The sequence below is a fragment of the Streptomyces sp. NPDC053426 genome (assembly GCF_055585405.1).
In genome coordinates this window covers 219,749-240,566 of the sequence record NZ_JBVJKE010000007.1, presented here as the reverse complement: position 1 = coordinate 240,566, position 20,818 = coordinate 219,749, and the positions used below count along the sequence as shown (strand labels likewise).

25 protein-coding genes are annotated in these 20,818 nt (G+C 73.2%); 20 read left to right on the top strand and 5 right to left on the bottom strand.

Annotated features, from left to right (window positions below):
• Window positions 1-6 precede the first annotated feature (6 nt).
• From ACZ62B_RS16785 to ACZ62B_RS16765, 5 genes are read left to right on the top strand one after another with little or no spacing between them, the layout of a single operon-like run.
• Complete coding sequence (locus ACZ62B_RS16785; protein ID WP_344558176.1) at window positions 7-840, top strand: M55 family metallopeptidase; 834 nt, start codon at window positions 7-9, stop codon at window positions 838-840.
• Window positions 833-2,137, top strand: coding sequence for a M20/M25/M40 family metallo-hydrolase (locus ACZ62B_RS16780; RefSeq protein WP_469690864.1), 1,305 nt, complete (start codon window positions 833-835; stop codon window positions 2,135-2,137). Before ACZ62B_RS16785 ends, ACZ62B_RS16780 begins: the two co-directional genes overlap by 8 nt.
• Before the next feature lie 16 nt (window positions 2,138-2,153).
• Entirely contained in the window at window positions 2,154-4,106 is a 1,953-nt protein-coding gene (locus ACZ62B_RS16775; RefSeq protein ID WP_469690862.1) for a dipeptidyl-peptidase 5, read from the top strand.
• Complete coding sequence (locus tag ACZ62B_RS16770) at window positions 4,103-5,035, top strand: S66 peptidase family protein (protein ID WP_344558182.1); 933 nt, start codon at window positions 4,103-4,105, stop codon at window positions 5,033-5,035. The genes ACZ62B_RS16775 and ACZ62B_RS16770 overlap by 4 nt, the downstream gene beginning before the upstream one ends.
• 40 nt (window positions 5,036-5,075) lie before the next feature.
• Window positions 5,076-5,630: a GNAT family N-acetyltransferase gene (locus ACZ62B_RS16765; protein WP_344558184.1), complete on the top strand. Its 555-nt coding sequence runs from the start codon at window positions 5,076-5,078 to the stop codon at window positions 5,628-5,630.
• A 130-nt stretch (window positions 5,631-5,760) separates the two neighbouring features.
• Here ACZ62B_RS16765 and ACZ62B_RS16760 read toward each other — a convergent pair whose 3' ends face one another.
• Window positions 5,761-6,108 carry a VOC family protein gene (locus ACZ62B_RS16760; RefSeq protein WP_344558186.1) on the bottom strand — a complete coding sequence of 116 codons (348 nt, stop codon included), beginning with the start codon at window positions 6,106-6,108 and terminating at the stop codon, window positions 5,761-5,763.
• 108 nt (window positions 6,109-6,216) lie between these two features.
• Between ACZ62B_RS16760 and ACZ62B_RS16755 the strand changes: the two genes are divergently transcribed.
• Together ACZ62B_RS16755 and ACZ62B_RS16750 are read left to right on the top strand one after the other, a co-directional pair.
• A complete protein-coding gene (locus tag ACZ62B_RS16755) occupies window positions 6,217-6,651 on the top strand; it encodes a phage holin family protein (protein WP_344558188.1) in 435 nt (144 codons plus the stop codon).
• A gap of 17 nt (window positions 6,652-6,668) precedes the next feature.
• Window positions 6,669-7,694: an SDR family oxidoreductase gene (locus ACZ62B_RS16750; RefSeq protein WP_469690857.1), complete on the top strand. Its 1,026-nt coding sequence runs from the start codon at window positions 6,669-6,671 to the stop codon at window positions 7,692-7,694.
• Between the two features lie 32 nt (window positions 7,695-7,726).
• Here the strand turns inward: ACZ62B_RS16750 and ACZ62B_RS16745 are convergent, their stop codons facing one another.
• Together ACZ62B_RS16745 and ACZ62B_RS16740 are read right to left on the bottom strand one after the other, a co-directional pair.
• Window positions 7,727-8,818, bottom strand: a complete 1,092-nt coding sequence (locus ACZ62B_RS16745) for an enolase C-terminal domain-like protein (protein ID WP_344558192.1) — start codon at window positions 8,816-8,818, stop codon at window positions 7,727-7,729.
• A 21-nt stretch (window positions 8,819-8,839) separates the two neighbouring features.
• A complete protein-coding gene (locus ACZ62B_RS16740) occupies window positions 8,840-9,802 on the bottom strand; it encodes an LLM class F420-dependent oxidoreductase (RefSeq protein WP_344558194.1) in 963 nt (320 codons plus the stop codon).
• Window positions 9,803-9,945: 143 nt separating this feature from the next.
• On the opposite strand from ACZ62B_RS16740, the gene ACZ62B_RS16735 reads away from it, so the two are divergent.
• From ACZ62B_RS16735 to ACZ62B_RS16675, 13 genes are all read left to right on the top strand, one after another.
• Window positions 9,946-11,619: an NAD(P)/FAD-dependent oxidoreductase gene (locus ACZ62B_RS16735; RefSeq protein WP_469690854.1), complete on the top strand. Its 1,674-nt coding sequence runs from the start codon at window positions 9,946-9,948 to the stop codon at window positions 11,617-11,619.
• Complete coding sequence (locus ACZ62B_RS16730) at window positions 11,616-13,463, top strand: transketolase (RefSeq protein ID WP_344558198.1); 1,848 nt, start codon at window positions 11,616-11,618, stop codon at window positions 13,461-13,463. Before ACZ62B_RS16735 ends, ACZ62B_RS16730 begins: the two co-directional genes overlap by 4 nt.
• Window positions 13,460-14,386: a non-homologous end-joining DNA ligase gene (ligD, locus tag ACZ62B_RS16725; protein WP_344558200.1), complete on the top strand. Its 927-nt coding sequence runs from the start codon at window positions 13,460-13,462 to the stop codon at window positions 14,384-14,386. Before ACZ62B_RS16730 ends, ligD begins: the two co-directional genes overlap by 4 nt.
• Window positions 14,387-14,494: 108 nt before the next feature.
• On the top strand, window positions 14,495-14,866 hold the full coding sequence (locus tag ACZ62B_RS16720; RefSeq protein ID WP_469690851.1) for a gas vesicle protein GvpO: 372 nt from the start codon (window positions 14,495-14,497) through the stop codon (window positions 14,864-14,866).
• A gap of 46 nt (window positions 14,867-14,912) precedes the next feature.
• A complete protein-coding gene (locus tag ACZ62B_RS16715; protein WP_073931257.1) occupies window positions 14,913-15,347 on the top strand; it encodes a gas vesicle structural protein GvpA in 435 nt (144 codons plus the stop codon).
• On the top strand, window positions 15,344-16,117 hold the full coding sequence (locus ACZ62B_RS16710; RefSeq protein ID WP_344558205.1) for a GvpL/GvpF family gas vesicle protein: 774 nt from the start codon (window positions 15,344-15,346) through the stop codon (window positions 16,115-16,117). The genes ACZ62B_RS16715 and ACZ62B_RS16710 overlap by 4 nt, the downstream gene beginning before the upstream one ends.
• 4 nt (window positions 16,118-16,121) lie before the next feature.
• Window positions 16,122-16,388, top strand: coding sequence for a gas vesicle protein GvpG (locus ACZ62B_RS16705; RefSeq protein ID WP_344558207.1), 267 nt, complete (start codon window positions 16,122-16,124; stop codon window positions 16,386-16,388).
• Window positions 16,385-16,966 carry a DNA primase gene (locus ACZ62B_RS16700; protein ID WP_469690848.1) on the top strand — a complete coding sequence of 194 codons (582 nt, stop codon included), beginning with the start codon at window positions 16,385-16,387 and terminating at the stop codon, window positions 16,964-16,966. The genes ACZ62B_RS16705 and ACZ62B_RS16700 overlap by 4 nt, the downstream gene beginning before the upstream one ends.
• The gene (locus ACZ62B_RS16695) at window positions 16,963-18,090 is read left to right on the top strand and encodes an SRPBCC family protein (protein WP_344558211.1); all 1,128 of its coding nucleotides are present in this window, start codon (window positions 16,963-16,965) and stop codon (window positions 18,088-18,090) included. The genes ACZ62B_RS16700 and ACZ62B_RS16695 overlap by 4 nt, the downstream gene beginning before the upstream one ends.
• Entirely contained in the window at window positions 18,087-18,428 is a 342-nt protein-coding gene (locus ACZ62B_RS16690) for a gas vesicle protein (RefSeq protein WP_344558213.1), read from the top strand. Before ACZ62B_RS16695 ends, ACZ62B_RS16690 begins: the two co-directional genes overlap by 4 nt.
• Window positions 18,425-19,210 (top strand): GvpL/GvpF family gas vesicle protein, encoded by a 786-nt coding sequence (locus ACZ62B_RS16685; RefSeq protein WP_344558215.1) that lies wholly within the window; start codon window positions 18,425-18,427, stop codon window positions 19,208-19,210. Before ACZ62B_RS16690 ends, ACZ62B_RS16685 begins: the two co-directional genes overlap by 4 nt.
• Window positions 19,207-19,395: a gas vesicle protein gene (locus tag ACZ62B_RS16680; RefSeq protein WP_073931264.1), complete on the top strand. Its 189-nt coding sequence runs from the start codon at window positions 19,207-19,209 to the stop codon at window positions 19,393-19,395. The genes ACZ62B_RS16685 and ACZ62B_RS16680 overlap by 4 nt, the downstream gene beginning before the upstream one ends.
• Window positions 19,392-19,712, top strand: a complete 321-nt coding sequence (locus ACZ62B_RS16675) for a gas vesicle protein K (protein WP_469690845.1) — start codon at window positions 19,392-19,394, stop codon at window positions 19,710-19,712. The genes ACZ62B_RS16680 and ACZ62B_RS16675 overlap by 4 nt, the downstream gene beginning before the upstream one ends.
• Window positions 19,713-19,760: 48 nt before the next feature.
• On the opposite strand, the gene ACZ62B_RS16670 is transcribed toward ACZ62B_RS16675, so the two are convergent.
• Window positions 19,761-19,931, bottom strand: coding sequence for a hydrophobic protein (locus ACZ62B_RS16670; protein ID WP_073931265.1), 171 nt, complete (start codon window positions 19,929-19,931; stop codon window positions 19,761-19,763).
• A gap of 42 nt (window positions 19,932-19,973) precedes the next feature.
• On the bottom strand, window positions 19,974-20,795 hold the full coding sequence (locus ACZ62B_RS16665) for a class I SAM-dependent methyltransferase (protein WP_468728189.1): 822 nt from the start codon (window positions 20,793-20,795) through the stop codon (window positions 19,974-19,976).
• Window positions 20,796-20,818 lie beyond the last annotated feature (23 nt).

Genomic DNA, 20,818 nt, shown 5'->3' with positions numbered 1-20,818 from the left:
TGCCGCATGAAGATCCTCATCAGCGCCGACATGGAGGGCGCCACCGGCGTCACCTGGCCGGCCGACGTGCTGCCGGGGACTCCCCAGTGGGAGCGGTGCCGGTCCATGTTCACCTCGGACGTCAACGCCGCCGTGCAGGGGTTCTTCGACGGCGGCGCCGACGAGGTGCTGATCAACGAGGCCCACTGGACCATGCGCAACCTGCTCCTGGAGCAGCTGGACGAGCGGGCCGAGATGCTCACCGGGCGGCACAAGTCCCTCTCCATGGTCGAGGGCGTGCAGCACGGCGACGTGGACGGCATCGCGTTCATCGGCTACCACGCCGGCGCCGGCATGGAGGGCGTCCTCGCGCACACCTTCCTCGCCAACTCCATCACCGGGGTCTGGGTCAACGACGTACGGGCCAGCGAGGGGCTGCTCAACGCGCACGTGGTCGCCGAGTACGGGGTGCCGGTGATCCTGGTGACCGGTGACGACGTCGCCTGCGAGGACGCGCTCGGCTACGCGCCCGAGGCGCTGAAGGTCGCCGTCAAGGACCATGTGTCCCGGTACGCGGCCGTGTGCCGCACCCCCGCCCGGACGGCCGCCGACATCCGTGCGGCGGCCAAGGAGGCGGCCACGCTGGCGGTGCGCCGGGAGCCGGTCGACGGCGGGCCGTTCACCGTCGCGGTGGAGTTCGACGCCGAGCACCTGGCGATGGCCGCCACCGTCGTGCCGGGCGTGACCCGCACCGGCGAGCGCAAGGTGGCGTACACCAGCGGGACCATGTACGACGGGATCCGCGTCTTCAAGGCGGTCACCACGATCGCCTCGGCCGCGGTGGAGGAGCAGTATGGCTGACGAGCGGGCCCTGGACGAGGTCGTGACGTTCACGTCCGACCTGATCCGGATCGACACGACCAACAGGGGCGGGGGCGACTGCCGGGAGCGGCCCGCCGCCGAGTACGCCGCCGCGCGGCTCGCCGAGGCGGGACTCGAGCCGGTGCTCCTGGAACGCACCCCGGGCCGCGCCAACGTCGTCGCCCGCCTGGAGGGCACCGACCCGTCGGCCGACGCGCTGCTCGTCCACGGGCATCTGGACGTCGTCCCGGCCGAGGCCGCCGACTGGAGCGTGCACCCGTTCTCCGGGGAGGTCCGCGACGGGGTCGTCTGGGGGCGCGGCGCCGTCGACATGAAGAACATGGACGCGATGATCCTCGCCGTGGTGCGGGCCTGGGCGCGCGAGGGCGTACGGCCCCGGCGGGACATCGTCATCGCGTTCACCGCGGACGAGGAGGCCAGCGCCGAGGACGGCTCCGGCTTCCTCGCCGACCGGCACGCCCACCTCTTCGAGAGCTGCACCGAGGGCGTCAGCGAGTCGGGCGCGTTCACCTTCCACGACGGCGACGGGCGGCAGATCTACCCGATCGCGGCCGGTGAGCGCGGCACGGCCTGGATGAGGCTCACCGCGCGCGGCCGGGCCGGGCACGGCTCCAAGGTCAACCGGGAGAACGCGGTGACCCGCCTCGCCGCGGCCGTCACCCGCATCGGCGAGCACGAGTGGCCGCTGCGGCTCACCCCGACCGTGCGGGCCGCGCTCACCGAACTCGCCGCCGTGTACGGCATCGAGACCGACCTGTCCGACGTGGACACCCTGCTGGACAAGCTCGGCACGGCGGGCAAACTCGTCGAGGCCACCGTCCGCAACAGCGCCAACCCGACCATGCTGGACGCCGGATACAAGATCAACGTGATCCCCGGGGAGGCCGTGGCACGCGTCGACGGACGGTATCTGGCGGGTGCCGAGGACGAGTTCCGCGCGACCATGGACCGGCTCACCGGGCCGGACGTCGACTGGGAGTTCGAGCACCACGAGGTGGCGCTCCAGGCACCGGTGGACTCCCCGACGTACGCCCGGATGCGGGCCGCCGTCGAGGAGTTCGCGCCCGAGGGGCACGTGGTGCCGTACTGCATGTCCGGCGGCACGGACGCCAAGCAGTTCTCCCGGCTGGGCATCACCGGCTACGGGTTCGCGCCGCTGAAGCTGCCGGAGGGCTTCGACTACCAGGCGCTCTTCCACGGCGTCGACGAGCGCGTCCCGGTCGAGGCGCTGCACTTCGGTGTCCGGGTCCTCGACCGGTTCCTGCGGACGGCCTGAGCGAGTGGGGGAGACAGTGCGGAGCCTGGCGTACGGCGAGTGGCCCTCGCCCATCGACGCGGCCACGGCCGCGGCCCACGACGGCGGTCCCGAGTCCGTGGGCTTCGTCGGCGACGAGGTGTGGTGGACCGAGCCCCGGCCCACCGAGGCCGGCCGGCGCACCCTGGTGCGGCGGCACGCCGACGGCACCGAGGAGCCGGTCCTGCCCGCACCGTGGAACGTGCGCACGCGCGTCATCGAGTACGGCGGCCGGCCCTGGGCCGGCACCGTGCGCGGCGGTGTCCCGCTCGTGGTGTTCGTGAACTTCGCCGACCAGCGCCTCTACCGGTACGAGCCGGACGGCGAGCCCCGCCCGCTCACCCCCGTCTCCCCGGTCGGGCAGGGGCTGCGCTGGGCCGATCCGGTGCTGCTGCCGGAGCGCGACGAGGTGTGGTGCGTCCTGGAGGAGTTCACCGGCGACGGCCCCGGCGACGTGCGCCGGGTCCTGGCCGCCGTACCGCTGGACGGCTCCGCCGCCGGTGACCGCGGCGCCGTGCGGGAACTGAGCGACGGCCGGCACCGGTTCGTCACCGGGCCGCGTCTCGCGCCGGACGGACGGCGCGCCGCCTGGCTCGGCTGGGACCACCCGCGCATGCCGTGGGACGGCACCGAACTGCTCGTCGCCGACGTCGCCGCCGACGGCACCCTGCGCGACGCCCGTACGGTGGCCGGCGGACCCGAGGAGTCCGTCGCCCAGGCCGACTGGACCCCCGACGGCCGGCTGCTGTACGCGAGCGACCGCACCGGCTGGTGGAACCTCTACCGGGACGGCGAGCCGGTCTGCCCGCGCGAGGAGGAGTTCGGCGGACCGCTGTGGAAGCTGGGCCTGTGCTGGTTCGCCCCGCTGGACAGCGGCCTGATCGCCGTCCTGCACGGCCGGGGCGCGCCCGCGCTCGGCATCCTCGACCCCGAGACCTGCGAGGTCGTCGACGCCGCCGGCCCGTGGAGCGAGTTCACGCCGACCCTCGCGGCGCACGGCGAGCGGGTCGTCGCCGTCGGGGCCGGACCGCGCAGCGGTCACGAGGTGGTGGAGCTGGACACCCGGACGGGCCACGCCCGGGTGATCGGCGCCCGCCACGAGGACGCGGTGGACCCGGCGTACTACCCCGAGCCGCGGGTCCGCACGTTCACCGGACCGGACGGCCGGGAGATCCACGCCCAGGTGTACCCCCCGCACCACCCCGGATGCACCGGTCCCGCGGACGAGCGTCCCCCGTACGTGATCTGGGCGCACGGCGGCCCCACCGGCCGGGCGCCGCTCGTGCTCGACCTGGAGATCGCCTACTTCACCTCGCGCGGCATCGGCGTCGCCGAGGTCAACTACGGCGGCTCCACCGGATACGGGCGGGAGTACCGCAACCGGCTGCGCGGACAGTGGGGCGTCGTCGACGTCGAGGACTGCGCCGCCGTCGCGCTGGCCCTCGCCGACGAGGGCACCGCCGACCGCGACCGGCTCGCCGTCCGCGGCGGCAGCGCCGGCGGCTGGACCACCGCCGCCTCGCTCACCACGACCGACGTCTACGCCTGCGGCACCATCAGCTACCCGGTGCTCGACCTCACCGGCTGGGGCCCGGGGGAGACCCACGACTTCGAGTCCCGGTACCTGGAGAGCCTGATCGGCCCGCGCGCCGAGGTGCCCGAGCGGTACGCGGAACGTTCACCCGCCGCGCACGCCGACCGGCTCACCGCGCCGTTCCTGATGCTCCAGGGACTGGACGACGTGATCTGCCCGCCCGCGCAGTGCGAGCGCTTCCTGGCCCGGCTGGCCGGCCGGGGCGTGCCGCACGCCTACCTCACCTTCGAGGGCGAGGGGCACGGCTTCCGGCGGGCGGAGACCATGGTGCGCGCCCTGGAGGCGGAACTGTCCCTGTACGCCCAGGTGTTCGGGATGAAACCGCCCGGCGTGCCGACCCTGGAGCTGGCCACGTGAGCCGGGTCGAAGCACTGCGGCGGCCGGCCCGCCTCGCCCCCGGCGCCCGGGTGGCCGTGGTCGCGCCCAGCGGTCCGATACCCGAGGAGCGGCTCCAGGCCGGACTCGACGTGCTGCGCGGCTGGGACCTCGACCCCGTGGTGGGCCGCCATGTCCTGGACCGGCACGGCGAGTTCCGCTACCTCGCGGGCGACGACGCCGACCGGGCCGCCGATCTGCAGTCCGCCTGGTGCGACCCGGCCGTCGACGCGGTGATCTGCGCCCGCGGCGGCTACGGCGTACAGCGCATGGTCGACCTGCTCGACTGGGAGGCGATGCGGGCCGCCGGGCCGAAGGTGTTCGTCGGGTTCAGCGACATCACCGCACTGCACGAGGCGTTCGCGGTCCGGCTCGGTCTGGTCACCCTGCACGGGCCGATGGCCGCGGGCATCGACTTCGTGAAGAGCGCGCGGGCGCAGGACCACCTCAAGGCGACCCTCCTCGCCCCCGACACGGTCCGCACCGTCCGTTCCGACGGCACCGCGCTCGTCCCCGGCCGGGCGCGCGGCGTCACCCTCGGCGGCTGTCTCTCCCTGCTCGCCGCCGACCTCGGCACCCCGCACGCCAGACCCTCCGCGCGCGGCGGACTGCTCTGCCTGGAGGACGTGGGGGAGGAGACCTACCGGCTCGACCGCTACCTCACCCAGCTCCTGCGGGCCGGCTGGCTCGACGGGGTCTCCGGGCTGCTGCTCGGCTCCTGGGCCGAGTGCGAGCCGTACGACGGGGTGCGGGCGCTGCTCGCCGACCGGCTCGGCGGCCTCGGGGTGCCGGTGGCCGAACAGTTCGGGTTCGGGCACTGCGCCGACGCGCTCACCGTCCCCTTCGGCGTCGCGGCCGAACTCGACGCCGACGCGGGCACCCTGACCCTGGACGAACCGGCGCTGAGCTGACCGGCCCGCGTCGCGCGCGGGCCCGTCGTAGGGTGGCAGGGTGCCGCACACCGCTTCCCGCTACCTCGCCGAAGGCCGCCGCGTGGGGCTCCGTCACTTCACCCACGCGGACGGAGCCGAATTCACCGCCCGCGCCCGGGAGAGCAAGGACCTCCACCACCCCTGGCTGTTCCCGCCGGACAGCCAGGGCGCGTACGCCGCGTACGCGGGGCGGCTGATCGAGGATCCCACCAAGGCGGGGTTCCTGGTCTGCGAGAAGGAGGCGGACGGCGCCCTCGCCGGGTTCATCAACATCAACAACATCGTCGAGGGCGGCTTCCTGTGCGGTGCGCTGGGCTACGGCGCCTTCGCGCACGCGGCCGGGCGCGGACTGATGCGCGAGGGCCTGGACCTCGTGGTCCGGTACGCCTTCGGCCCGATGCGGCTGCACCGCCTGGAGATCAACGTACAGCCCGGCAACGCCGCCTCCATCGCCCTCGCCCGCGCCTGCGGTTTCCGCCTGGAGGGCTTCTCGCCGAAGATGCTCTTCATCGACGGCGCCTGGCGCGACCACCAACGCTGGGCGATCACCAGCGAGATGACGACGGGCCGTTGACGCCCGGACGCCCCGTGCGCCGCGACGACCCGCTGCGCCTGCCTCGGGGGCGGTTGTGGGCCGGTGTCACCGGCGGACCGCTGCCGAGCGGTGCGGCTTCCGGGCGCGGCCCGCGCCGGGACCGGGCGTGTCAGGCGTGGCGGTCCGCGTACTCGTAGACCGCCCCGTCCGGGTGGCGGGCGATGAGGTTGCGGCCCACGGGGGTGGGGAGCGGGCCCGCGAGGATGTCGGCGCCCATCTCCGCGAGCACCCGGCCGGTCTCCTCGACGTCCTCGACCGCGATGGTCGCGGCGACCCTGCGCAGCACGTCCAGTTCGGCCGCGGGGCCGCTCATCAGCAGGAAGCAGCCGACCGCGGCGACCTGGACGCCGCCCCGCTCGAACCGGAGGGCCCTGCCGCCCGCCAGCCGCTCGTAGAAGGGGATGGCGGTCTCGATGTCGTCGACGCAGACACGCAGTGTGGCACCCAGAATCTCCATGGGGACGAGCCTAGTTGGGGAGGCCGTGGCCAGGACCCCGACGCGGACGATCTCCACACCTCGTGCCCGCGGGCGTTACGCGGCCCGGGGTACGGGTACCCGGCGGCCATGCAGCGCTTGGAGCACTTGGAGCATCTGGACAAGCACCTGGTCGACGAGCTGGCACAGGTGGCCCGTGAGACCGTGCGCGACGAACTGCGCGAACAGGCGCGGGGACAGCGGCGCAGGGCCGCCCTGTACGCCGGATCCGGTGCCGCCGCCCTGTACGCGGGCGCGGCCGTCGCGCTGGCCGTGGGCCTCGCCCTCGCCCTGGCCCTGCCGGGGTGGGCCGCCGCGCTGATCACGGCCGTGATCCTGGGCGCGCTGGCCCACGCCCTGCGCGCCGCCGCCCGGCCCACGGCGCCCGGGACCGTGCCCGCGCAGGCCACCGCCCCCGGCGGCCGGTCGGCGCCCGTCCCGCCGGTGCCGTCCGCACCGCCCACCGCCGGCGTCGTACCGCCGCGGCCGGACTCCGACCCCGACGCACCCGGCCACCGGGACTGACCAGCTGGAGGAAGCCGATGGCACCGCTCCTGTCACGGGGCCCCAGGACCGTCGTGGTGACCGGGGCGAGCGGCGGCGTGGGCCGGGCGACGGCCCGCGCCTTCGCCGCGCGGGGCGACCGGGTCGCCCTGCTGGCCCGCGGCCGTGAGGGGCTCGCCGCCGCGGCCGACGACGTACGGGAGGCCGGCGGCACGGCGCTCGTCGTCCCCGTCGACGTCTCCGACGCCAAGGCCGTGGACGACGCCGCGCAGCAGGTCGCCGACGCCTTCGGCACCATCGACGTCTGGGTCAACTGCGCCTTCACGGGCGTGTTCGCCCGGTTCGAGGACGTCGAAGCCGACGAGTACCGCCGGGTCACCGAAGTGACGTACCTGGGCTATGTGTTCGGCACCCGGGCCGCCCTGCGGCACATGCTGCCGCGCGACCGCGGCACGATCGTGCAGGTCGGCTCGGCCCTCGCCTACCGGGGCATCCCGCTGCAGTCGGCGTACTGCGGCGCCAAGCACGCGATCCAGGGGTTCAACGAGTCGCTGCGCTGCGAACTGCTGCACGACGGCAGCGGCGTACGCACGACGATGGTGCAGCTCCCCGCGGTCAACACCCCGCAGTTCGACTGGGTGCTGAGCCGGATGCCCGGCAAGGCGCGGCCGGTCGCGCCCGTGTACCAGCCGGAGCTGGCCGCCCGGGCGGTCGTGCACGCCGCGTCCCACGCGCGCCGCCGGGAGTACTGGGTCGGCGGCTCCACGGCCGCCACGCTCATCGCCAACGCCGTGGCCCCCGGACTGCTCGACCGCTACCTCGCGCGCACCGGATTCGACTCGCAGCACGACGAGGGCGAGCAGGGTGGAACGGTGAACCTGTGGGCACCGGCCGACGGCCCGCGCGGCCGGGACTTCGGCGCCCACGGCCGGTTCGACGACGAGGCGGTCGACCACAGCCCGCAGGACTGGCTGTCCCGCAACCGGGCCCGGCTGGGCACCGCCCTCACCGTCGGTGCCGGCCTGGTGGCCGCCCGCGGGCTGACCCGCCTCGTCAGGAGCTGATGCCGGGCCGGCCGGCCCGCCCTGTACTCCGGTCAGCCCACCCTGTACTCCGCGACGTCCTGCGTCCGCAGCGTCAGTCCGTGGCCGAGGCCCCCGCCGGGGCCGACCGTGCCGCCCGTGGGGTCCAGGGCGCCGTCGAAGAACATGTCCTCGATCCGGACGTGGTCGTGGAACCACTCCAGATGCCGCAGGTTCGGGACGCAGGCCGCCACCGCCGCGTGGACGTGCGGGGCGCAGTGCCCCGACACCTCCAGACCGTGGGCCTGGGCCAGCGCCGCCGCGCGCAGGAACTCGGTCAGCCCGCCGCAGCGCGTCGCGTCCACCTGGAGGCAGTCCACCGCCCCGGCCGTGATCATCCGGGCGAAGTAGGACAGGTCGAACCCGTACTCCCCGGCGGTCACGTCGCTCACCACGGCGTCCCGCACCAGCCGCAGCCCGGTCAGGTCGTCCGAGGAGACCGGCTCCTCGAACCAGCCCACCCCGTGCTCGGCGAGGGCGTGACCGACCCGCACCGCCTGCTTGCGGGTGTACGCCCCGTTGGCGTCGACGTAGAGCTCGGCGTGCTCGCCGATGACGTGCCGGGCGGCCCGCACCCGGTGCAGGTCACGGGCCACCTCCCGGCCCCAGCCCTCCCCGATCTTGATCTTCACGCGCGGGATGTGCTGACCGTGCACCCACCCGTTGAGCTGCGCCGCCATGTGCGTGTCGTGGTACGTGGTGAAGCCGCCGCTGCCGTACACCGGCACCCGCTCCCGGCACGCCCCCAGCAGCCGCACCAGCGGGAGCTCCAGCAGCCGGGCCTTGAGGTCCCACAGCGCGATGTCCAGCGCCGAGATCGCGCAGGCCGCGATGCCCGGCCGGCCGGCGTTGCGCACCGAGCGGCACATCGCCTCGTGCACGGCCGGAACGTCCAGCGCGCTCATGCCCTCCACGAGCGGCGCGAGATGCCCGCTCAGGAAGTCGCCGACCGCCGGCGGACCGTACGTCCACCCGGTGCCGGTCGCGGTGCCCGCCGACACCTCGGCGATCACCACCGTGGTGGCCTCCCAGGCCAGCGTGCCGTCCGCCTCGGGGGCGTCGGCCGGCACGGTGTAGGCGGAGACGCCGGGTCGGTGCAGTTCCATCGTCGGTCCGTCCTCCCGTGGTCAGCCGGCCTGCTGGAGTCGTGGCAGCACCTTGGTGCGGTAGAAGTCGAAGAAGCCGCGCAGGTCGGGGCCGATCTGGTTGACGTAGATCCGGTCGAAACCCGCGTCGGCGAACTGCCGGAGTTCGGCGACGTGCTCGTCCACGTCGTCGCCGCACACCCGGTTCTCCCGCACCATGTCCTCGGTGACCAGGCTCTGCGCCTGCTCGAAGTGCTTCGGCGAGGGCAGCACCTGACCCAGTTCACCGGGCAGCTGCTCGTTCGCCCACAGCCGGTGCACGGTACGCACGCACTCGTCACGGTCGGTGCCGTAGCAGACCTTGGTGCCGCCGCTGACCGGCTTGCCGCCGCCCCCGCCCTTGCGGTACTGCTCCACCATCGAGGCGTCCGGCATCATCGTGATGTAGCCGTCGCCGACCCGGGCGGCGAGCTTGGTCGCCGCCGGGCCGAAGCCCGATATGTCGATCGGGACGGGTTCGTCCGGCACGGTGTACAGGCGGGCGTTCTCCACCGTGTAGTGCGTGCCGTGGTGGTTGACCTCCTCGCCGGAGAACAGCCGGCGCATCACCTGGATCGACTCCTCCAGCATCTCGAGCCGTACGTGCGCGGGCGGCCAGGCGTCCCCGAGGATGTGCTCGTTCAGCGCCTCGCCGGTGCCCACGCCCAGCCGGAACCCTCCCGGCGACATCACCGCACCGGTGGCCGCCGCCTGCGCCACCACCGCCGGGTGCGTCCGCACGGTCGGGCAGGTCACCGCCGTCCCCACCGGCAGCGACACCGCCTCGGACAGCGCGCCGATCACCGACCACACGAACGGACTCTGCCCCTGCTCGTCGTTCCACGGGTGGTAGTGGTCCGAGATCCACAGGGACTGGAACCCGGCCTGCTCGGCCATCCGCGCCTGCTCGATCAGCTCGGCGGGACCGTACTGCTCGCACGAGAGGAAATAGCCGTACTCGGGCATGGGGGGTCGCCTCCGCGACGTGGGCGGTTCGGGTCCCGGACCGGGTACCCGGGGGGCCGGACGGAAACCGGCGGACGTTTGGCCGCCCCCACCAGGGGGACGCGGAAGTCTCCCGACGTCCGCGACAGCGCCGGAGGCGAACCGTGAGTCGACCCCGCATAGTGATCGTCGGTGCCGGCTTCGCCGGATACCGCACGGCCCAGACCCTGTCCCGGCTGGCCCGGGGCCGCGCCGAGATCGTCCTGCTCAACCCCACCGACTACTTCCTGTACCTGCCCCTGCTGCCCCAGGTCGCCGCCGGCATCCTGGAACCCCGCCGGGTCACCGTCTCCCTCTCCGGCACGCTGCCGCACGTGAAGCTGGTGCTGGGGGAGTCCGACCGCATCGACCTCGACGCGCGGCAGGTCCACTACACCGGCCCCGAGGGCGAGGGCGGCACCCTCGACTACGACCGGCTGGTCCTCGCGGCCGGCAGCGTCAACAAGCTGCTGCCGATCCCCGGCGTCGCCGAGCACGCCCACGGCTTCCGCGGCCTGCCCGAGGCGCTGTACCTGCGCGACCACGTGACCCGGCAGGTGGAGCTCGCAGCCGCCACCGACGATCCCGAACGGTGCGCCGCCCGCTGTACGTTCGTCGTGGTCGGCGCCGGCTACACCGGCACGGAAGTCGCCGCGCACGGGCAGCTCTTCACCGACGCGCAGGTCGCCAGGCACCCGATGCGGACCGGGATGCGGCCGCGCTGGCTGCTTCTCGACATCGCCGACCGGGTCCTGCCCGAGCTGGACGAACGCCTCTCCCGCACGGCCGACACCGTGCTGCGGGAACGGGGCGTGGACGTGCGGATGGGCACCTCCGTGAAGGAGGCCACGCACGACGGAGTGCTGCTGACCGACGGGGAGTCCGTCGACACACACACCCTGGTGTGGTGCGTGGGCGTACGCCCCGACCCGCTCGCCGAGTCCCTCGGGCTGCCCATGGAACGCGGCCGGCTGCTCGTCGACCCGCACCTGCAAGTACCGGACCGGCCCGAGGTGTTCGCCTGCGGGGACGCGGCGGCCGTGCCGGACCTGGAGAAGCCGGGGTCGTACACCCCGATGACCGCGCAGCACGCCTGGCGGCAGGGCAAGGTGTGCGCGCACAACGTCGCCGCGTCGTTCGGTGACGGTGAGCGGCGCGCCTACCGGCACAAGGACATGGGGTTCGTGGTGGACCTGGGCGGCGTCAAGGCCGCCGCCAACCCGCTCGGCGTGAACCTGTCCGGGGTGGTGGCGGGGGCGGTCACCCGCGGCTACCACCTCGCGGCGATGCCGGGCAACCGGGTGCGCGTCGCCGCGGACTGGCTCCTCGACGCCGTACTGCCGCGCCAGGCCGTCCAGTTGGGGCTCGTACGGTCCTGGTCGGTGCCGTTGGACACGGCGTCGCCGGAACTGGCGCGGGTGCCGGGCAAGCCGGGCCCGGAGCCGGCGGGGAACCGGGCCGGTGGAGGCTCCGCCGAGGACCGGAAGGGCGGCGCGCCGGCGAAGCAGCAGCCCGGTGGCGAGCCCGCGAAGAACCAGCCCGGCGGCGAGCCCGCCAAGAAGCAGCCCGGCGGCGCGCCGGCGAAGCAGCAGCCCGGTGGCGAGCCCGCGAAGAACCAGCCCGGCGGCGAGCCCGCCAAGAAGCAGCCCGGCGGCGAGCCCGCCAAGAAGCAGCCCGGCGGTGAACCGGCGAAGAGCCAGCCCGTCGTCACCCCGCCCCCCGATCAGCCGCCGCCCGGTCCCGATGTCGCGCCCGGACCCGTCAAGCGCACCGACCGCACCACCGAAGGAGACTCATGAACACCGGTGAACTCGTCGAGCTCGGGCAGCAGTTGAGGGTGGACAGTGTCCGCGCCGCGGCTGCCGCGGGCTCCGGGCACCCCACGTCGTCGATGTCCGCGGCGGACCTGACGGCCGTACTGTTCGCCCGCCACCTCCGCTACGACTTCGAGCGTCCCGACCACCCGGGCAACGACCGCTTCGTCCTCTCCAAGGGCCACGCCTCGCCCCTGATGTACGCCGTCTACAAGGCGACCGGCGCCATCGACGACGAGGAACTGCTCACCTTCCGCAAGAACGGCAGCCGTCTCGAAGGGCACCCCACCCCCCGGCGGCTGCCCTGGATCGAGACGGCCACCGGCTCGCTCGGCCAGGGGCTCCCCGTCGGCGTCGGCATCGCGCTGGCCGGGAAGCGGTTGGACCACGCCGACTACCGGGTGTGGGTGCTGTGCGGCGACAGCGAGCTGGCCGAGGGCTCCATCTGGGAGGCCGCCGAGCACGCCGCGTACGAACACCTGGACAACCTCACGCTGATCGTGGACGTCAACCGGCTCGGGCAGCGCGGCCCCACCCGGCACGGCCACGACCTGGACGCCTACGCCCGCCGCTTCCAGGCCTTCGGCTGGCACACCGTGGAAACGGACGGCCACGACGTGGACGCCGTCGACCGCGCCTACGGGGAGGCCCTGTCCACCAGGGGCCAGCCCACCGCGATCCTCGCCCGCACCCTCAAGGGCAAGGGCGTCGAGGCGGTCCAGGACCGCGAGGGACTGCACGGCAAACCGCTGCCCGAGGCCGAGGAGGCCATCGCCGAACTCGGCGGCCCCCGCGACCTGCGCATCCGGGTGGAGGCGCCGTCCGCCGACGGGACCCCGCCCGCCGGGCACACCGGCCGGCCCGACCTGCCCCGCTGGGACAAGGGCGAGGAGGTGGCCACCCGCAACGCCTTCGGCGAGGCGCTGACCGCCCTCGGCACCGCGCGCGGCGACGTCGTCGCCCTCGACGGGGAGGTCGGCGACTCCACCCGCGCGGAGGCCTTCGCCAAGGAACACCCCGAGCGCTACTTCGAGTGCTACATCGCCGAGCAGCAGATGGTCGCCGCGGCGGTCGGCATGGCCGCGCGCGGCTGGACCCCGTACGCCGCCACCTTCGCGGCCTTCCTCACCCGCGCCCACGACTTCATCCGCATGGCGTCCGTCAGCGGCTCCGGGATCAACCTCGTCGGCTCCCACGCGGGCGTCGCCATCGGCCAGGACGGCCCCAGCCAGATGGGCCTGGAGGACCTGGCGATGATGCGGGCGGTGCACGGCTCGACCGTGCTGTACCCGTGCGACGCCAATCAGACCGCGCGGCTGGTCGCCGCGATGGCCGACCTGGACGGCATCCGCTATCTGCGCACCTCGCGCGGTGCGGGCCCGGTGATCTACGGCCCCGACGAGGAGTTCCCCGTCGGCGGCAGCAAGGTGCTGCGCTCCTCCGGCCGCGACCGGCTCACCCTCGTCGCGGCGGGCGTCACCGTGCCCGAGGCGCTGGCCGCCGCTCAGGCCCTGGAGGGGGAGGGCATCGCCGTACGGGTGATCGACCTGTACTCGGTGAAGCCGGTCGACCGGGAGACGCTGCGCACGGCCGCCGAGGAGACCGGCTGTCTGGTGACGGTGGAGGACCACCACCCGGAGGGCGGCCTCGGGGACGCGGTCGCGGAGGCCTTCGCCGACGGGAGTCCCGTACCGCGCCTGGTGCGCCTCGCCGTGCGCGACATGCCGGGCTCGGCCTCCCCCGAGGAGCAGCTGCGCGCCGCCGGCATCGACGCCGAGTCGATCGCGGCGGCCGGCCGGCTGCTGGTGGGGGAGGCGATCGTGTCGTGAGCGACGACGGTGCGCGCACCGTACGGGCCGGCCGTCGCTCGGTGGAGATCCGCAGGCCGGGGAAGGTGCTCTTCCCCGGCGGCGGGGACGCGAAGGAGTACACCAAGGGCGACCTCGTCGACTACCACCGGGCCGTCGCCCCGTTCATGCTGCCGCACCTGCGGGGCCGCCCGCTGATGCTGGACCGGCGCCCGGACGGCATCGACGGCCCCACGTTCATGCAGAAGAACACCCCGGACGGCTACCCGGACTGGATCACCCGCGCCGAGGTCGCCAAGGAGGGCGGCACCGTCACGCACACCGTGTGCGACGACACCGCCACCCTCCTCTACCTCGTCGACCAGGCGAGCATCACCCTGCACCGCTGGCTGTCCCGCACCGCCCGGATCGACCGCCCGGACCGGCTGGTGTTCGACCTCGACCCCTCCGGCGACGACTTCGGGACGGTGCGGGAGGCCGCGCGGCTGCTGGGGGAACTGCTGGACGAGCTGGACCTGCCGTCCGCCCTGATGACCACCGGCTCCCGGGGCCTGCACGTCGTCGTGCCGCTGAGCGCGACCCAGGACTTCGACGACGTACGCGCCTTCGCCCGCGAGGCCGCCGACACCCTCGCCGCCGCCCACCCCGACCGGCTCACCACCGCCGCCCGCAAGAAGGACCGCGGCGACCGGCTCTACCTCGACGTGCAGCGCAACGCCTACGCGCAGACCGCCGTCGCGCCCTACACGGTCCGCGCCCTGCCCGGCGCCCCCGTCGCCGTGCCCGTCTCCTGGGACCAGCTCGACGACCCGGACCTGCACGCCCGCCGCTGGACCGTCGCCGACGCCGTCGAGCAGGCCCGCACCGACCCGTGGGCCGGCCTGCCGAGCCGGGGCCGTTCCCTCGGGCCGGCCCGCCGACGGCTGGCCGCGCTCCGGGACTGAGCGGCGCCGGCACCCCTTTGACCGGGCACGATGCCCGGCCGCGGGGAACGGCCGAGCGCACGGAGGTTTGGCGAACACACTTGCGGCCACACGGAGGGGGAGGTGGCCATGTCGAACACGAAGAACACCGAAGAGCCACAGGGTTCACAGGAAACCCAGGACTCACAGGAAACCCACAAATCATCGGAAGGCACCAGAACCACCAAACGGCCGAGCCCGATGGAGCTGCTGCGCCGGGCGCGCGGCCAGCTCGCGGAACTCACCGGGATGGAAGCCGAATCCGTGTCGTCCTTCGAGCAGACGGAGGAGGGCTGGGCGCTGGAGGTCGAGGTCCTCGAACTCGAGCGGGTGCCCGACACGATGAGCCTGATGGCGAGTTACCAGGTCGAGCTGGACCCCGACGGCGAGCTCACCGGGTACCGGCGCGTCCGCCGCTACGAGCGCGGGCGGGCCGACTCGCACCGGCCCGGCGGCCGGTAGGCCGCCCGGCCGGACCCACACCCACAGACAAGGAGGAACAGCCGGAATGACAGTCGTACCGGCACAGCAGACCGGCGGTGGAGGCGGCAGCAGCGGCCTCTACGACGTGCTTGAGCTTGTTCTGGACAGGGGGCTCGTCATCGACGCCTTCGTGCGCGTGTCCCTGGTCGGCATCGAGATCCTCAAGATCGACGTCCGTGTCGTCGTCGCCAGCGTCGACACCTACCTCCGCTTCGCCGAGGCGTGCAACCGCCTCGACCTGGAGGCGGGACCCCGCAAGAGCCCGGGCCTGCCCGAGATCGTCGGTGAGGTCACCGAGTCCGGGGCCCGCGGCAAGTCCAAGGGGGCGCTGTCCGGCGCCGCCGAGACCGTCTCCGACGCCTTCAGGCAGGCACGTGAGGGCGGTTCCGAGCGTGAGACCGAGTCGCGTCCGCGGCCCCGCAAGAGCACCTCGGCCCGCCGGAAGGAGGAGCAGGAGTGAGCACGTACATCTACGGCATCACGGCGACCTCGCACCCCGGCCTCCCGGAGGGCGTGAGCGGCATCGGCGACCCGCCGCTGCCGGTGCGCGTCCTGCGCGAGGGCGAACTGGCGGCCCTGGTCAGTGACGCCCCCGAGGGCCTGCGCCCCAAGCGCAGGGAACTGCTCGCCCACCAGAACGTGCTCAGCGAGGCCGGCGCGGCCGGCTGCGTGCTGCCCATGCGCTTCGGCAGCGTCGCCCCGGACGACGACGCCGTCACCGGTGTCCTCGCCGAGCGCGCCGAGCACTACGGGGAGCGGCTGCGGGCCCTGGACGGCAGGGTCGAGTACAACGTCAAGGCCAACCACGTCGAGGACGCCGTCCTGCACCACGTGATGGCCGGCAACCCGGAGATCCGCGCCCTCGCGGAGTCCAACCGGAAGGCCGGGGGCGGCAGTTACGAGCAGAAGATCCAGCTCGGCGAGATGGTCGCCGCCGCCGTCAAGGCCAAGGAGGCCGAGGACGCCGGCGCGCTGGAGCGGCTCCTGGAACCGGCCGCCGACGCGGTGAGCGTGGGCCCCGAGTCCACGGGCTGGCTCGCCAATGTGTCCTACCTGGTGAAGCGGGAGGCGGCGGCGGAGTTCCTGGAGGCGGTGGAACAGGCCCGCAAGGACCTGCCCCACCTCGAAGTGCGTCTGAACGGCCCACTTCCGCCGTACAGCTTCGTCGAGCCCGGCCCGGCCGAGCCGGCGGGCACCGCGGCCGGCGGAGCGGACGCCGGAGCGGGGTGACGACATGGGCCTGATCTCGGAGGTGCTGCTGCTGCCGTTCGCCCCGGTGCGCGGCAGCGGCTGGGTCGTCCAGCAGGTGCTCAGGGAAGCGGAGCGCATCTACTACGACCCCGCCACGATACGGGCCGAGCTGGCACGCCTCGAGGAGCAGTTGGAGGCCGGAGAGATCACCGAGGAGGAGTTCGACCGGCAGGAGGACGAACTCCTCGACCGGTTGGAGACCGCAACGCGCACCGGCGCGGGTACAGGGGACGGGACGGCACCACGATGAACCGAATGGGACTGGGCCTCGCGATCGGGGCCGGATACCTCCTCGGACGGACGAAGAAACTGAAGATGGCGGTCGCCGTCGGCGGCCTGGTGGCGGGCAAGAAGCTGAACCTCGGTCCGCGCATGGTCGCGGACCTGGTGTCCCAGCAGCTACGGGACAATCCGCAGTTCAAGGAGATCGGCGACCAGCTGCGCGGTGATCTGCGGGGCGTCGGCAAGGCGGCCTCCGGCGCGCTGGTCGAGAGGCAGCTCGACTCCCTCGCCGACCGGCTGCACGGCCGTACCGCCGACATGCGGGACCGGCTGACGGGCGCCGGTCCGCGGGACGACGCCGACGCGGAACACGCCGAGGACGCCGAGGACGTCGAGGACGCGGAGGACCGGGAGCCGCCGGACGAGCCGGCCCCCGAGCGGCCGGCCAAGAAGGCACAGGCCAAGAAGGCCCCGGCGAAGAAGGCCGCCCCCGCGAAGAAGGCGGCGAAGAAGACGGCTCCGGCGAAGAGGACGGCCGCCAAGAAGACCGCGGCCGCGGCCCGCGGCGCCCGCTCCCGCACGGCGAAGGGAGGCGGTGAGCGATGACCGAGACCCTCGGGCGGGCCGGCTCCGCCGCGCGTGACAGCGCGGACGGGGCGGCGAAGAACCCGCTCGCCGACGTGGCCCACAGCGAGGCCGCCGACCGGCTCAAGGCCGAACTGCAGGACTACCTCGCGGCCCAGGCCACCCGGCTGCTGACCGGCCTCGGCCACAAGCTCGGCGAGACCACGAACAAGCTCAACGACATCGCCGAGGGCAACAGTCCGGGCTTCGCCAAGCTCGCCCTCGACGGCGGCCGCAAGATCGCCGAGGGCAAGAGCCCGCTGCGCAGCGCCGTCGAACTCGGCGCCTCACGGGCCAAGGACAACGTGATGGGCGCGCTCAAGGGCCTGGGCGGCGGCAAGGGCAAGCGCAAGGGCTCGGCCGGCCAGAAGCCCACCGTCATCATGGAGCAGATCGATGTCGGGGTCCCGCTGCGCACGGCGTACGACCAGTGGACCCAGTTCCAGGACTTCAGCACCTTCGCCAAGGGTGTCAAGAGCGCCAACAAGGCCGACGACACCACGTCGGACTGGCAGGCGAAGATCTGGTGGTCGAACCGCAGCTGGAAGGCGAAGACCACCGAACAGGTCCCCGACGACCGCATCGCCTGGTCCTCGGAGGGCGCCAAGGGCACGACGAAGGGTGTCGTCTCCTTCCACCGGCTCGACGACAACCTCACCCGCGTGCTGCTGGTCATCGAGTACTACCCGACGGGCTTCTTCGAGAAGACGGGCAACATCTGGCGCGCCCAGGGCCGCCGAGCCCGGCTCGACCTGAAGAACTTCGCCCGCTTCATCACCATCAAGGGCGAGGCCGAGGACAGCTGGCGGGGCGAGATCCGCGACGGCGAGGTGGTCCGCAGCCACGAGGACGCCCTCGCCGAGGAGGAGGACGAGACCCCCGCCGACGACCGCGAAGAGGAACCCGAGGGCGAGTACGAGGACGAGCCCGAGGAGGAGTACGAGCCGGAGTCCGAGGACGAGGAGGAAGAGGAAGAAGGGGAAGAGGAACCGGAGGCGGCCGAGGAGGACGAGGAGGACGAGTACCCGGAGGACGAGTACACGTACGACGACGAGGACGAGGCTGAGATCGAGGACGAGCAGCCCGAGAGCCGGAGCCGCCGATGACGACCCCCAGCCGGCTTCCCGAGCCGTACGGCCAGGGCAGCGGCGCCAATCTCGCCGACATCCTGGAGAGGGTGCTCGACAAGGGCGTCGTGATCGCGGGTGACATCCGCATCAACCTGCTGGACATCGAACTCCTCACCATCAAGCTGCGCCTCGTCGTCGCCTCCGTCGACAAGGCGAAGGAGATGGGGATCGACTGGTGGGAGTCCGACCCGGCGCTCTCCTCGCGCGCCCGGCGCGACGAACTGGCCAGGGAGAACGCGGAGCTGCGCGAACGGCTGGCCCGGCTGGAGGAACTGGGACTGGAGCCCCGCCGCGTGCAGGAGGAGGGACCGTGACCGGACTGCGGTACGTCTACGCGGTCTGCCGCCCCTACGGCACACCGCTCCAGTCACAGCTGACCGGAGTCGGGGGCGATCCGCCCCGGCTGCTGACCCACCACGGCCTGGTGGCCGTCGTCAGCCATGTGCCCGAGGCGGACTTCGCGGAGGAACCGCTGCGCGCGCATCTGGAGGACCTCGACTGGCTGACCGCGGTCGCCCGCGCCCACCAGGGCGTGATCGACGCGCTCACCACCGTCACGACCCCGCTGCCGCTGCGGCTCGGCACCGTGTTCCGCGACGACAGCGGCGTACGGACCATGATGGAAGCGCGCGAGGAGAGCTTCCTGCGCACCCTGGACCGGCTGGAGGGCCGGGTCGAGTGGGGCGTCAAGGTCTACGTCGAGTCGGACCGGGCACCGGACGCTCCCGCCGCGCCCGCGCCCGCGCCGAAACCGGTGTCCGGCCGGGACTATCTGCGGCAGCGGCGGGAGCGGACGAAATCACAGGACGACCTGTGGCAGCGCGCCGAGACGTTCGCGACCCGGCTGCACGAGACCCTTTCCGGGGCCGCCGAGGACTCCCGGCTGCACGCCCCGCAGAACCCCACGCTCTCCGGTGCCTCCGGGCGCAATGTGCTCAATGCCGCCTACCTCGTCCCCCGTGTGCATTCCGAGGAATTCGTGGAAAAGGTGGAGCGTACGAAGGACGGTGCGCCCGGAATACGTGTAGAACTCACCGGGCCCTGGGCGGCCTATTCGTTCGCCGGTGAGGAAATCGCCGAGGAGGAGGGCCCGTGACCGTCGTCGAACGCCGCGAGATAGCCCTGGTGGACCTGCTCGACCGGCTCCTGGCCGGCGGGGTCGTCATCAAGGGGGACATCACGCTGCGCATCGCGGACGTCGACCTGGTCCGTATCGACCTCAACGCGCTCATCAGCTCGGTGAACGCGCGGGTCCCGTCCCCCTTCGAGGAGTCGCTGTGACGGCCGCCCCCGACGACCGGCACGTCGAGCCGCACGGCAGCCGGCGCAGGAGCCTGGACCTGGAGCCGGACACGGTCGAACGCGACCTGATCAAACTGGTGCTCACCGTCGTGGAACTGCTGCGCCAGCTCATGGAGCGGCAGGCGGTGCGCCGGTTCGACGAGGGCGACCTGACCGAGGAGCAGGAGGAGCGGGTCGGGCTCACCCTGATGCTGCTCGAGGACCGCATGGCGGAACTGCGGAACCGCTACGGACTGCGGCCCGAGGACCTGAATCTGGACCTCGGGCCGCTCGGACCGCTGCTTCCCCGGGAATGAGCCACGGAAAAGCCCCTGGGACCGGGTCCCAGGGGCTTTTCCGTCATCTCACCACCGGTACCAGCGGCCCCTGCCCCCGCCCGCCGACGTACTGCGCATGAAGAATCCCAGGAGCCACACGATCAGGACCGCCAGGGCAATCCACCAGAGAACCTTTACCGCGAATCCGGCGCCGAAAAGGATCAGCGCCAGCAGCAGGACCAGAAGAATGGGAACCATAATGTCAACCTCCTGACATCCTGATGTCCCGGAAAACGCGGTTCAGACTTCCTTGCGGCAGAGAATTTCGCCGTGCAGCACACTGAACCAGCCGTCGTCCCGGGCGCCCCATTCCCGCCACGCCCCGGCCACTTCCCGCAACCGCTGCCGGGTGGCGTGGCCGCCGTCGACCGCCCGCTCGGCATACGCCGACGCCACGGTGCGGTCCGCCCACAGGCCGCTCCACCACGCCCGCTCCCCGGCGGTCGAGAAGGTCCAGGTGCCGGAGGTCGCGGTGACGTCCGTGAAGCCCGCGGCGAGCGCCCAGGACTTCAGCCGCCGCCCGGCGTCCGGCTCGCCGCCGTTGGCCCGGGCCACCCGCCGGTAGAGGTCCAGCCAGTCGTCCATGCCCGCCGACAGGGGATACCAGGTCATCGCCGCGTAGTCCGAGTCCCGGACGGCGACGAACCCGCCCGGCCTGGTCACCCGCCGCATCTCGCGCAGCGCCCCCACCGGATCACCCACGTGCTGGAGCACCTGATGGGCGTGGACCACGCAGAACGTGTCGTCCGGGAAGTCCAGCGCGTGCACGTCCCCCACCGCGAAGTCGGTGTTCGTCAGCCCCCGTTCGCCGGCCACCGCGCGGGCCTGCTCCAGGATCCCCGGCTCCCGGTCGAGACCGGTGACGTGCCCGTCGGGAACGAGCCCCGCCAGATCCGCGGTGATGGTGCCGGGCCCGCACCCGATGTCCAGGATCCGCATGTGGGGCTCGAGCACCCCGAGGAGATACGCCGCCGAGTTCTCGGCGGTCCGCCAGGTGTGCGACCGCAGCACCGACTCGTGGTGGCCGTGCGTGTAGACGGCGGTCTCCCGCGCTTCCGGCATGACGAACCCACCCCTTCCACTCT

What these genes read in the sequence shown, in the direction of transcription:
- ACZ62B_RS16785 (WP_344558176.1), top strand. Translation starts at nt 7, where the DNA reads ATGAAGATCCTCATCAGCGCCGACATGGAGGGCGCCACCGGCGTCACC.
- ACZ62B_RS16780 (WP_469690864.1), top strand. Translation starts at nt 833, where the DNA reads ATGGCTGACGAGCGGGCCCTGGACGAGGTCGTGACGTTCACGTCCGAC.
- ACZ62B_RS16760 (WP_344558186.1), bottom strand. Translation starts at nt 6,108, where the DNA reads ATGGAGATTCTGGGTGCCACACTGCGTGTCTGCGTCGACGACATCGAG.
- ACZ62B_RS16755 (WP_344558188.1), top strand. Translation starts at nt 6,217, where the DNA reads ATGCAGCGCTTGGAGCACTTGGAGCATCTGGACAAGCACCTGGTCGAC.
- ACZ62B_RS16750 (WP_469690857.1), top strand. Translation starts at nt 6,669, where the DNA reads ATGGCACCGCTCCTGTCACGGGGCCCCAGGACCGTCGTGGTGACCGGG.
- ACZ62B_RS16745 (WP_344558192.1), bottom strand. Translation starts at nt 8,818, where the DNA reads ATGGAACTGCACCGACCCGGCGTCTCCGCCTACACCGTGCCGGCCGAC.
- ACZ62B_RS16740 (WP_344558194.1), bottom strand. Translation starts at nt 9,802, where the DNA reads ATGCCCGAGTACGGCTATTTCCTCTCGTGCGAGCAGTACGGTCCCGCC.
- ACZ62B_RS16730 (WP_344558198.1), top strand. Translation starts at nt 11,616, where the DNA reads ATGAACACCGGTGAACTCGTCGAGCTCGGGCAGCAGTTGAGGGTGGAC.
- ACZ62B_RS16720 (WP_469690851.1), top strand. Translation starts at nt 14,495, where the DNA reads ATGTCGAACACGAAGAACACCGAAGAGCCACAGGGTTCACAGGAAACC.
- ACZ62B_RS16715 (WP_073931257.1), top strand. Translation starts at nt 14,913, where the DNA reads ATGACAGTCGTACCGGCACAGCAGACCGGCGGTGGAGGCGGCAGCAGC.
- ACZ62B_RS16705 (WP_344558207.1), top strand. Translation starts at nt 16,122, where the DNA reads ATGGGCCTGATCTCGGAGGTGCTGCTGCTGCCGTTCGCCCCGGTGCGC.
- ACZ62B_RS16700 (WP_469690848.1), top strand. Translation starts at nt 16,385, where the DNA reads ATGAACCGAATGGGACTGGGCCTCGCGATCGGGGCCGGATACCTCCTC.
- ACZ62B_RS16695 (WP_344558211.1), top strand. Translation starts at nt 16,963, where the DNA reads ATGACCGAGACCCTCGGGCGGGCCGGCTCCGCCGCGCGTGACAGCGCG.
- ACZ62B_RS16690 (WP_344558213.1), top strand. Translation starts at nt 18,087, where the DNA reads ATGACGACCCCCAGCCGGCTTCCCGAGCCGTACGGCCAGGGCAGCGGC.
- ACZ62B_RS16670 (WP_073931265.1), bottom strand. Translation starts at nt 19,931, where the DNA reads ATGGTTCCCATTCTTCTGGTCCTGCTGCTGGCGCTGATCCTTTTCGGC.
- ACZ62B_RS16665 (WP_468728189.1), bottom strand. Translation starts at nt 20,795, where the DNA reads ATGCCGGAAGCGCGGGAGACCGCCGTCTACACGCACGGCCACCACGAG.